This is a genomic window from Streptomyces sp. NPDC002958 (assembly GCF_055563255.1).
Window position 1 is genome coordinate 1 of record NZ_JBVHDS010000050.1, and the last position, 12,591, is coordinate 12,591.

Annotated in this window: 2 protein-coding genes and 1 pseudogene; all 3 read left to right on the forward strand. The window is 73.1% G+C overall.

The window, feature by feature from the left end; genetic code table 11:
* On the forward strand, window positions 1–1,118 hold a 1,118-nt coding region (locus ACZ3IC_RS33385; protein ID WP_467422375.1), incomplete at its 5' end, for a beta-ketoacyl reductase.
* Between the two features lie 88 nt (window positions 1,119–1,206).
* A pseudogene (locus tag ACZ3IC_RS33390) lies at window positions 1,207–11,871 on the forward strand (type I polyketide synthase); the annotation flags it as partial.
* Window positions 11,872–11,917: 46 nt separating this feature from the next.
* Window positions 11,918–12,591: beta-ketoacyl synthase N-terminal-like domain-containing protein (locus tag ACZ3IC_RS33395; protein WP_467422376.1), on the forward strand; the 674-nt coding region annotated here is incomplete at its 3' end.

Here is a 12,591-nt window from a genome sequence, read left to right on the forward strand (position 1 = left end):
ACATCGCCACCTGCGACGTCACCGACCGCGACCAACTCGCCGACCTCATCGCATCCCTGAAGCACCCCCTGACCGCCGTCGTCCACGCCGCGGGCGTGCTCGACGACGGACTGCTGGAGGGCCTCACCCCCGAGCGACTCGACCGGGTCATGCGCCCGAAGGTGGACGCCGCGCTGCACCTGCACGAGCTGACGGCCGGTCTGGAACTTTCCTCTTTCATCCTGTTCTCGTCGGTGGCCGCCATCATCGGCAGCCCCGGCCAGGGCAACTACGCCGCCGCCAACGCCACCCTCGACGCCCTCGCCGCGCACCGCCACGCCCTGGGGCTGCCCGCCACCTCGCAGGCATGGGGTCTGTGGGCCGACGCCACCGGCATGACCGGCGACCTCGACGCGGCCGAACTGGCCCGCGTGGAGCGCATGGGCTTCGGGGCCATCTCCAACGAGCTCGGCCTCGAACTCTTCGACCAGGCCCAGAAGTCGGACGCCGCGCTCGTGGTGCCCGTACTCCTCGACCAGGCGGCCCTGCGCTCCCAGGCCCGGGCGGGACTGCTGCCGGGCCTGCTGCGCAGGCTCGCCAAGGTGCCGGCCCGCCGCGCCGACTCCGGCGCGGGCTCGCTCGCCCATACCCTGGCGGCCGTGCCGCAGGAGGAGCGGGAGCGCGTCGTACTGGACCTGGTGCGCGGCCAGGTCGCGGCCGTACTCGGCCACTCCTCCCCCGACGCCATCGAGGCCGAACGGGCCTTCAAGAGCCTCGGGTTCGACTCCCTCGCCGGTGTCGAACTGCGCAACCGCCTCACCCAGGCCACCGGCCTGCGGCTGCCCACCACGCTGGTCTTCGACCACCCGAACCCGGCCGCCGTCACCCGCTACCTGGTCCCCCTGGCCACCGAGGGCGCCACCGCCACCGGACACCAGTCCTCCGAGGAGGACCGGATCCGCGAGGCCCTCGCTGCCATCCCGATCGGCCGACTCCGCTCCGCGGGCCTGCTCGACACCCTCCTCGAACTCGCCGCCGGCGACCTGGAGGAGACCGAGCAGACCGCAGAGGACACCGAGTCCATCGACGACATGGACGTCGAGGCCCTCATCCGCATGACCCAGGAGGACGCCGCGTGAGCACCGCACCCATCACGGCCCGGGCGGCAGCCCCCGTACGACCGCACGAGGAGCGCTAGCAGCCATGGCAGACCAGAAGGACCTCATCGAGGCGCTCCGCAAGTCCCTGAAGGAGACCGAGCGCCTCCGCACCCAGAACCGCCGACTCCTCGCCCAGTCCACGGAGCCCCTCGCGATCGTCGGCATGAGCTGCCGCTACCCGGGCGGGGTGACCTCGCCCGAGGAGCTGTGGCAGCTCGTCGCCGAGGGCCGCGACGCCATCACCCCGCTGCCGGACGACCGCGGCTGGGACCTGGCGAACCTCTACGACGCCGACCCCGAGCAGCTCGGCAAGGTGTACGCCACGGGCGGCGGGTTCGTCGACGGCGTCGGTGACTTCGACGCGGGCTTCTTCGGCATCAGCCCCCGCGAGGCCCTCGCCACCGACCCGCAGCAGCGGCTCGTTCTCGAAGCCGCCTGGGAGGCCCTGGAGAACGCGGGCATCGACCCGACCTCGCTGCGCGGCGGGGACACTGGAGTCTTCTGCGGAACGGTGTCCTCCGAGTACGGTGGCGAGACCCCGCCCGACTTGGAGGGCTTCCGCCTCGCCGGCAAGACCGCCAGCGTCGTGTCCGGTCGCGTCGCCTACACCCTGGGCCTGGAGGGCCCGGCCGTTTCGGTCGACACCGCCTGCTCCTCCTCCCTCGTCGCCATGCACCTGGCGGCGCAGGCCCTGCGCTCCGGCGAGTGCTCCCTCGCCCTCGTCGGCGGGGTCACCGTCCTCGGCGGCCCCTTCCTCCTCATCGAGTTCAGCCGCCAGCGGGGACTCGCCGCCGACGGCCGCTGCAAGCCGTACGCGGCCGGGGCGGACGGTACGGGCTTCTCCGACGGGGTCGGCCTCGTCGTGATGGAGCGCCTCTCCGAGGCCCGCCGCAAGGGCCACCGCGTCCTCGCCGTGGTCCGGGGCAGCGCCATCAATCAGGACGGCGCCTCCAACGGCCTCACCGCCCCCAACGGCCCCGCCCAGGAACGCGTGATCCGGCAGGCCCTCGCCAGCGCCGGACTCGAGGCCAAGGACGTCGACCTCGTCGACGGTCACGGCACGGGCACGCGGCTCGGCGACCCGATCGAGGCGCAGGCGCTGCTGGCCACCTACGGCCAGGGACGCGAGAACGGCCCGCTCAGGCTCGGCTCCATCAAGTCCAACATCGGCCACACCTCCGCCGCCGCGGGCGTCGCCAGCGTGATCAAGATGGTCATGGCAATGCAGAACGACACCATGCCCGCGACCCTCCACGTGGACGCCCCGTCCCCGCACGTGGACTGGACCGCCGGTGAGGTGCGTCTGCTGGCCGAGGCCGAGCCGTGGCCGGCCTCCGAGGGCCGCCCGCGCCGCGCGGGCGTCTCCTCCTTCGGCATCAGCGGCACCAACGCCCACGTGATCATCGAGGAGCCCCCGGCTGACACGCCCGCCGAGACCGCCGAGCCCGGGGCGGGGCACAACCCGACCGCCGTACCGGTCGTTGTGACGGGCCGTGACGAGGCCGCGCTGCGCGCGCAGGCCGAACGCCTCCGCAGCCACCTGACCGCCCGACCGGAATCCGGGCTCCTGGACGTCGGTTTCTCGGCCGCCACCACCCGGGCGCAGTTGGAGCACCGCGCCGTGGTGGTGGCCGGTGACCGGGAGGAACTCCTCGCGGGCCTCGCCTCGCTGGCCGCCGGCGAGCCGGGGGCGGGTGTGCTCCAGGGCCGTCCGGTGGGTGGTATGACCGCCTTCCTGTTCACCGGGCAGGGCGCCCAGCGCGCGGGGATGGGTCTCGAACTCGCCGCCGCCTACCCGGTGTTCGGTGCCGCTCTCGACGAGGTTGGCCGCGAGATCGACCCGCTGCTGGGCCGTCCGCTGCGCGAACTCCTCGCCGCTGAAGACGCAACCCTGGACGCCACCGAGTACACCCAGGCCGCCCTCTTCGCCATCGAGGTCGCCCTCTACCGACTCGTCGAGTCCCTCGGCATCCACGCCGACTACCTCATCGGCCACTCCGTCGGTGAAATCGCCGCCGCACACGTGTCGGGAGTTCTCTCCCTCGCGGATGCCTGCGCCCTGGTCGCCGCCCGCGGCCGACTGATGGGCGCACTGCCCACCGGCGGCGGCATGGCCGCCATCCAAGCCCAAGAATCCGAGGTCACCGAAGCCCTCACCGGGTTCGAGGGCCACCTCGAGATCGCCGCGATCAACAGCCCCCGCTCGATCGTCGTCTCCGGCGACCTCGACGCCCTCGACACATGGCTGCCCCACTGGGAAGAACAAGGCCGCAAAACCACCCGCCTGCGCGTCAGCCACGCCTTCCACTCCCCGCACATGGAACCCATGCTCACCGAGTTCCGAACCATCGCCGAAAGCCTCACCTTCAACCAGCCCCGCACGGCTGTGGTCTCGAACGTCACCGGCCAGGTCGTCAGCAACGAACTGACCAACCCCGACTACTGGGTCCAGCACGTCCGCCACGCCGTCCGCTTCCACGACGGCATCCGCACCCTCCACAACCAGGGCGTGACCCGCTACCTCGAACTCGGCCCCGACGGCATCCTGACCGCGCTCACGCGTCAGTGCCTCGAGGACGAGGACGGGATCGTCCTCGCCCCGGCCCTCCGCGCCCGCCAGCCCGAGGCGCACGTGTTCGCCGCCTTCCTCGGACACGCCCACACCGCCGGCATCCCCGTCGACTGGAACACGTACTACACCAACACCGGCGCCACCCGCATTGCTCTGCCCACGTACGCCTTCCAGCACGAGCACTACTGGATCGCGCCCGGCTCCGGCGCCCACGATCCGGCCGCTTCGGGTCTCGGCAGGCTGGGTCACCCCGTCCTCGCCGCAACCGTCAAGATCGGCAACCGCGACGAGTGGCTGCTGACCGGGCGTATCTCGACCGACGCGCAGCCCTGGGTCGCCGAGCACGTACTTCTCGGCAACATCGTCGTGCCCGGCACGAACCACATCGAACTCGCCCTCGCCGCGGGCCGCCACACCGGCACCCCCGTCCTCGAAGAGCTGGTCCTCGAGGCCCCGTTGCTCCTCCAGGAGGGCGAGGCCGTTCAGGTACAGGTCACGGTCGGCGAGCCGGACCAGGACGGGCGCCGCGAAGTCGCCGTCTACACCCGGCCCGAGGCGCGTGGCGCCTCCCGCGGCGAGGACGGAGAGGCCCCCGAGGCCACCTGCCATGCCCGCGGCACCCTGGCGCCGAGGGCCGAGGCCGCCGCGGTCTGGCCCGCCCAGTGGCCGCCGGCCGGTGCCACGGCCCTTCCGGTGGACGGCCTCTACTCCCGTCTCTCCGAGATCGGTTACGACTACGGTCCGGTCTTCCAGGGCCTGCGGGCCGCCTGGCGTGACGGCGACACCGTGTATGCGGAGGTTTCCCTCGCGGACGAGCACGTGGACGCGGCCGCCCGGGACTTCGGCATGCACCCGGCGCTCCTCGACGCGGCTCTGCAGAGCGGCGCCGTCCTGCTGAACGACGGCGAGGGCGGCCGTCACTGGATGCCCTTCAGCTGGTCCGGAGCCCGGCTCGAGCGGCTGGGCGAGACCCGGCTGCGGGTCCGTGTCGTGTCGATTGGCGACGCGTCCCTGCGCCTGGACGCGGTGGACGGTTCCGGGAATCCCGTCGTCTCCGTGCGTTCCATCGTGGCGCGCCCCGTCGAGCAGGCCCAGCTGGAGGGCGCTCGCCGCTCGGGGGCGGCGCCGCTGTACCGCGTGGACTGGACGGCCGTGCCCGCACCCGGTGGTGCGCGGACTGCGGCCCGCGTGGAGGTCCTGGGCGGGACGTACGCCGACCCGGCCGCGCTCGACCGTGCGGTGACCGCCGGTGCGCCGGTCCCGGACGCCGTCGTCGCCGTCGTCGACCCGGCCGGCTCCGGCCGTACTGCCGCGACGCTGCGGCAGACGGCCGGGCAGGTTCTGGATCTGCTCCAGCGGTGGCTGGTCACCGAGGCCCTCACCGGCGCCCGCCTGATCGTGGCCACCCGCCGGGCAGTGGCGACCGCCGAGGGCGAGGCCGCCGACCCGGCCCAGGCCGCCGCCTGGGGTCTGGTCGGCAGTGCCCAGTCCGAGTACCCCGAGCGGATCCTCCTCGTGGACCTGGACGAGCGCGCGGCTGACGCGGCCGCCGCTGCCGACCTCGACTGGGCTGCCCTCGCCGCGGTGGAAGGGGAGCAGCAGTTCGCGCTCCGGGACAGCCGGATCCTCGTACCCCGGCTGGCCCGCGCGGCCACCGCCCCCGAACGGTCCGCGGCTCCCGACCTGGACCCCGAAGGCACCGTCCTGATCACCGGCGGCACCGCCGGCCTCGGCGCCCTCTTCGCCAGGCACTACGTCCAGGCCTACGGAGCCAAGCACGTCCTGCTCCTCAGCCGCCGCGGCACCGCCGCCGACGGCGTGACCGAGCTCATGGCGGAACTGACCGAGCTGGGCGCGCAAGTGGACATCGCCGCCTGCGACGTCACCGACCGCGACCGGCTGTCCCAGGTCATCGGCTCGCTGGAGCGCCCGCTGACGGCGGTCGTGCACGCCGCCGGGGTCCTCGACGACGGCACCGTCGACGCCCTCACCCCCGAGCGGCTCACGCGTGTGCTGGGCCCGAAGGCGGAGGCGGCGCTCCACCTGCACGAGCTGACGGCCGGGCTCGACCTGTCCTCCTTCGTGCTGTTCTCGTCCATATCCGCCCTCCTCGGCGGTGCCGGTCAGGGCAACTACGCCGCCGCCAACGCGGCCCTGGACGCCCTCGCAGCCACCCGCCGCGCCGCCGGGCTCCCGGCGACCTCCCTCGCCTGGGGCCTGTGGACCGAGGCCGGCGGCATGGCCACCACCCTCGGAGAAGCACAACTGGCCCGCCTCGAGCGCGCCGGCCTCGCCGGCCTCTCCACCGAACAGGGCCTCGAACTGTACGACGCCGCACTGCGTCTGGATGCCGCACAGCTGGTACCCGTACGACTCGACCAGTCGGCCCTGCGCGACCAGGCCCGCTCCGGCCTGCTCCCCGCCCTCCTGCGCGGACTCGTACGGATGCCCGCACGCCGCAGCCAGCCCGCGGGCGGCTCCCTCTCCCAGCGGCTCGCGGCCGTCGCGGAGGAGGACCGGCTCCGCGTGGCGCTGGACCTGGTACTCGCCCAGGTCGCGGCCGTCCTCGGGCACTCCTCGCCGACCGGTGTGGACCCCGAGCGTGCCTTCAAGGAGCTCGGCTTCGACTCGCTCGGCGCCGTGGAACTCCGCAACCGGCTCACCCAGGCCACCGACCTCCGGCTGCCCTCCACGCTCGTCTTCGACCACCCCACCTCCCTGGCGGTGGCCCGGTTCCTGCTGACGCAGGCCGGCGCGGTGGAGACCACGGAGACCCGGCCGGCGGTCCGGGCGGCCCGCAAGGCCGTCGAGGACGAGCCCCTCGCGATCGTCGGCATGAGCTGCCGCTACCCGGGCGGGGTCACCTCGCCCGAGGAGCTGTGGCAGCTGGTCGCCGAGGGCCGCGACGCCATCAGCCCGCTGCCGGACGACCGCGGTTGGGACCTGGCGAAGCTGTACGACCCGGACCCCGAGCAGCCGGGCACCATCTACGCCCGCGGCGGCGGGTTCATGTCGGGTGTCGGCGAGTTCGACGCGGACTTCTTCGGGATCAGTCCGCGCGAGGCCCTCGCCACGGACCCGCAGCAGCGCCTCACGCTCGAGGCCGCGTGGGAGGCGTTCGAGAACGCGGGCATCGACCCGACCCGTCTGCACGGCACCGACACCGGTGTCTTCTGCGGGGTCGTGGCCTCCGACTACGCCACCCAGGCCCCGGAGGAACTCGACGGGTTCCGGCTCACGGGCACCGCGGCCAGCGTGCTGTCGGGCCGGGTCGCCTACACCCTGGGCCTGGAGGGCCCGGCCGTCTCCGTGGACACGGCCTGCTCCTCCTCCCTGGTGGCCCTGCACCTGGCTTCCCAGGCCCTGCGCTCCGGTGAGTGCTCCCTGGCACTGGCCGGTGGCGTCACGGTGATGTCCGGTCCCTTCCTGCTGACCGAGTTCAGTCGGCAGCGCGGTCTGGCCGAGGACGGCCGCTGCAAGTCCTACGCGGAGGGCGCGGACGGTACGGGCTTCTCCGACGGGCTCGGAATGCTCGTCCTGGAGCGCCTGTCCGACGCCCAGCGCAACGGGCGCCGCATCCTCGGTGTGGTCCGGGGCAGCGCCATCAACCAGGACGGCGCCTCCAACGGCCTCACCGCCCCCAACGGCCCCGCCCAGGAGCGCGTCATCCGCCAGGCCCTCGCCAACGCGGGCGTCGCTCCGACCGATGTCGACGCCATCGAGGGACACGGCACGGGCACGCGGCTCGGTGACCCGATCGAGGCGCAGGCACTGCTGGCCACCTACGGCCAGGAGCGCGAGAACGGCCCGCTGCGGCTGGGCTCGATCAAGTCCAACATCGGCCACGCCTCGGCGGCCGCCGGTGTGGCCGGTGTGATCAAGATGGTCATGGCGATGCGGAACGGCCTGCTACCCGCCACCCTCAACGTGGACGAGCCCTCCTCCCGCATCGACTGGGAGGCCGGGGAGATCCGCCTGCTCACGGAGTCGGAGGAGTGGAAGTCCTCGGCGGAACGCCCGCGTCGGGCCGGCGTCTCGTCCTTCGGCATCAGCGGCACGAACGCCCACGTGATCCTGGAGGAGGCCCCGGCCGCCCCCGCGGAGCCCGTGGCAGCCGCCCGCGAGGAACTGCCGCCGGTTCCGGTGATGGTGTCGGCGAAGTCCGTGCCCGCGTTGCGTGCGCAGGCGGACCGGCTCCGGGCACATCTGGGTGAGCGGCCGGAGGCGGGCCTGCCGGAGACCGGGTTCTCGGCCGTGACGACGCGGGCCCAGCTGGAGCAGCGGGCCGTGGTCGTCGCCGGTGACCGCGAGCAGCTGCTCGCCGGGCTCGCCGGCCTGGCCGCCGGTGAGCCCGGGCCCGGGGTCTTCCAGGGCCGACCGGTGGGCGGCAAGACCGCCTTCCTGTTCACCGGCCAGGGTGCCCAGCGACCCGGCATGGGTCTGGAACTCGCTTCCGCTTACCCGGTGTTCGGTGCCGCTCTCGACGAAGTCTGCCGGGAGCTGGATCCCCTGCTCGGCCGCTCGCTGCGCGAGCTGCTCACCGCAGAGGACGCAACCCTGGACGCCACCGAGTACACCCAGGCCGCGCTGTTCGCCGTCGAGGTCGCCGTCTACCGGCTCGTGGAATCCCTCGGGATCCGTGCGGACTATCTGATCGGTCACTCGGTCGGTGAGATCGCCGCCGCGCACGCGGCAGGCGTACTCTCCCTCGCCGACGCCTGCGCTCTGGTCGCGGCCCGCGGCCGCCTGATGGGTGCGCTGCCCGCCGGTGGCGGCATGGCCGCCATCCAAGCCGACGAATCCGAGGTCACCGAGGCACTGGCCGGGTTCGAAGGCCGCCTCGAGATCGGCGCGATCAACAGCCCCCGCTCGATCGTCGTCTCCGGCGACCTCGACGCCCTCGACACATGGCTGCCCCGCTGGGAAGAACAAGGCCGCAAAACCACCCGCCTGCGCGTCAGCCACGCCTTCCACTCGGCCCGTATGGAGCCGATGCTCGCGGAGTTCCGGAAGGTCGCCGAGGGGCTGACCTTCAACCAGCCGCGCACGGCCGTGGTGTCGAACGTAACCGGCGAAGTCGCGACAGCAGAACTGACCGACCCCGGCTACTGGGTCGAGCACGTCCGCAGCGCAGTGCGGTTCCTCGACGGTGTACGCGCCCTTCACCAGGAGGGCGTGACCCGCTACCTGGAGCTCGGTCCCGACGGCATCCTCACGGCGCTGACCCGCCAGTGTCTCGACGAGGACGGCCTCGTCTTCGTCCCGGCCCTGCGCGCCCGCCACCCCGAGGCGGACACCTTCGCGGCCTTCCTCGGCCAGGCCCACATCGCCGGCATCCCCGTCGACTGGAACGCGTACTACGCCGACACCGGGGCACGGCACATCGACCTGCCCACCTACGCCTTCCAGCGCGAGCACTACTGGCTCTCTCCGGACAGCGGTGCGGGAGACCTCACCGCGGCCGGTCTGGGGCAGCTCGGACACCCGCTGCTCGCCGCCGCCGTCAAGGTCGGCGACCGCGACGAGTGGCTGTTCACCGGTCGCATCTCGCGGGATTCGGCTCCGTGGGTGCAGGATCACGGAGTCCTGGACATGGTCATCGTGCCCGGCACCGCCTTCGTCGAACTCGCCGTGGCCGCCGGTACGCATGCCGGCAGCCCCGTTCTCGAGGAACTGGTGATGGATGCGCCGCTGATCCTGGACGAGGGCGCCCTGCACCTCCAGGTCGCCCTCGGCACGCCGGACGCGGAGGGCCGCCGCGAGGTCGCCCTTTACACCCGACCGGAGTCGGGCGAGGACGAGGAGCGGGAGGCCGTGTGCCACGGCCGTGGCACTCTCGTTCCCGCGGCCGCGGAGGCGGAGCCCGCCTGGCAGCCCACCGAGTGGCCGCCCGCCGAAACGGAGCCCGTCTCCGTGGACGATCTGTACGGCCGTCTGACGGAGCTCGGATTCGACTACGGCCCGGCCTTCCAGGGCGTGCAGGCCGCCTGGCGCGGCGATGACGCCGTCTTCGCCGAGGTGACACTGCCCGACGGCACCCCTGCGGACGGCTTCGCCCTGCACCCCGCCCTCTTCGACGCCTCCCTGCACGGCGGGCTGTCCTGGCTCGACCAGGGTCCGGGCTCCACGGCCCGGCTGCCGTTCTCCTGGTCGGGCGTGACCCTGACCGGGACGGCCGGCCAGCGGGTCCGGGTCCGCATCGCCTCCGGCGGCGACTCGGCCCTGTGCGTGGACGTCCTCGGTGTGGGCCGGGTGGAGAAGCTGGCCTTCCGGGAGGTCGACCCGGCGAAGCTGGACAACCTGCGCCGCTCGGGAGCGGCCCCGCTGTACCACGTCGACTGGACGGCCGTACCGGCCCCGCAGGCCGGCTCGGACGCCCGGGTCGTGCTCCTCGGCGAGGAGTACGGGGATCTGGCGGCGCTCGGTGCCGCGGTGGCTGCCGGGGAACCGGTGCCGGATTTGGTGGTCGCGGCGGTGAAGTCCGCCGATGTCACGGTCCGGGAGGTCACCGAGCGCACCCTCGCACTCCTCCAGCAGTGGCTGGCGGCCGACGCGCTCGGCGGAGCCCGCCTGATCGTGGCCACCCGCAGGGCCGTCGCCGTGACCGCCGCCGAGGTCCCAGAGCTGGCGCAGGCGCCGATGTGGGGCCTGGTGCGCAGCGCCCAGTCCGAACACCCCGATCGGTTCCTGCTCGTGGACATCGAGGGCGTCGAGGTCGCGGCGGGCGTGGACTGGGCCGCGCTCGCGGGCCTGGACGAGCCTCAGCTCGCCGTCCGTGCGGACGAGGTCCTCGTACCGCGTCTCAGCCGGGCGCAGGTTGCGGCCACCGGCGCGGGTACCCGGGCGCTGGACCCGGAAGGCACGGTCCTGATCACCGGTGGTACCGGTGGCCTGGGCGCGCTCTTCGCAAAGCACTACGTGGAGGCGTACGGAGCCAAGCACCTGCTGCTGGTGAGCCGTCGCGGCTCCGCCGCCGACGGCGTGGCCGAGCTGGTGGCGGAACTGACCGGGCTCGGCGCCCACGTGGACGTCGCCACCTGCGACGTCACCGACCGGACCGGACTGGCACGGCTCATCGGCTCGCTGGAGCGCCCACTCACCGCGGTCGTACACGCCGCCGGCGTCCTCGACGACGCCACCATCGAGTCCCTCACCGCCGCCCAGGTGGAGCGGGTGTTCGCCCCGAAGGTCGACGCGGCACTCCACCTCGACGAGCTGACCGCCGACGTCGACCTGTCGTCCTTCGTGCTGTTCTCCTCCGTCGCCGCCCACATCGGCAGCCCCGGCCAGGGCAACTACGCCGCCGCCAACGCCACGCTCGACGCCCTGGCGATCCGCCGCCGGGCCGAGGGCCTGCCCGCCACCTCACTCGCCTGGGGCCTGTGGGGCGAGGCCGGCGGCATGGGTGCCGGTCTGGACGCGGCGGAGCTGGCCCGTCTGGAGCGCATGGGAGTGGGCGCCCTCTCCGCCGAGCAGGGCCTGGCCCTGTATGACGGGGCGCACGAGCTCGACTCCGCCGTGCTGGTTCCCGTGCGTCTGGACACGGCAGCGTTGCGGGCGCAGGCACGCGCCGGGATGCTCCCCGCACTCCTGCGCGGACTCGTCCGCACCCCCGCCCAACCCAACCGCCAGACCGCATCGGGCACCGGATCACTCGCCCACCGCCTCGCCTCGGCCACCGAACAGGACCGCGAACGCATCGCGATCGAACTCGTCCAAACCCAGGTGGCCGCAGTCCTCGGACACACCTCACCCGAAGCAGTCGACCCCGAACGCGCCTTCAAGGACCTCGGATTCGACTCCCTCGGCGCCGTCGAACTCCGCAACCGCCTCACCCAGGCCAGCGGCATACGACTCCCCTCCACCCTCGTCTTCGACCACCCCAGCCCCACCGCCGTCGCCCACCACCTCCTCACCGAACTCGGCGACACCCTCACCACCGCCGTCCCGGCGGAGCCGGTGATCGACCGGGAGCTGCGGAAGTTCGAGCGGGCACTGACCGAGGTCCTGGAGGAGGACAGGCAGCGTGTCGCGGCACGGCTCCGGACGCTGCTGGCGTCCCTCGGCGAGTCGGCGCAGCCGGCGGCTCGGAAGTTCGAGGCGGCGACCACGGCGGACGAGGTCTTCGACCTCATCGACGCGGAGTTCGGCGCGCTGTGACGGGCCAGGCAACGGAAACCTTCAACTTCGTTACGACCAGGGGGAAATGATGATGAGCAGCGAAGACAGCGATCTCCAGCAGGAGAAGCTGGTCCGCTACCTGAAGCGGGTCGCGGTCGACCTCAGCGAGGCGCGGGCCAAGCTCCAGGAGTACGAGGACCGCGCCGGGGAGCCCCTGGCCATCGTCGGCATCAGCTGCCGCTACCCGGGCGGGGTCACCTCGCCCGAGGAGCTGTGGCAGCTGGTCGCCGAGGGCCGGGACGCGATCTCTCCCCTGCCGGACGACCGGGGCTGGGACCTCGAGAACCTCTACGACCCCGACCCGGAGCAGCTCGGCAAGGTGTACACCCGCGGAGGCGGGTTCATGTCCGGCGTGGACGAGTTCGACGCGGGCTTCTTCGGGATCAGTCCGCGCGAGGCCCTCGCCATCGACCCGCAGCAGCGCCTCACCCTTGAGGCCGCGTGGGAGGCCCTGGAGGCGGCCGGCATCGACCCGACCTCGCTGCGCGGCACCGACGCCGGCGTGTTCGTCGGTGTGGGCACCTCGGACTACGGGGTCGTGCCCGCGGGCGCGCTTCCCGAGGTGGAGGGCTTCCGCCTGACCGGCGCCACCACCAGCGTGGTCTCGGGCCGGGTCGCCTACACGTTGGGCCTGGAGGGCCCGGCCGTGTCGGTCGACACCGCCTGCTCCTCCTCCCTGGTCGCCCTGCACCTGGCCTC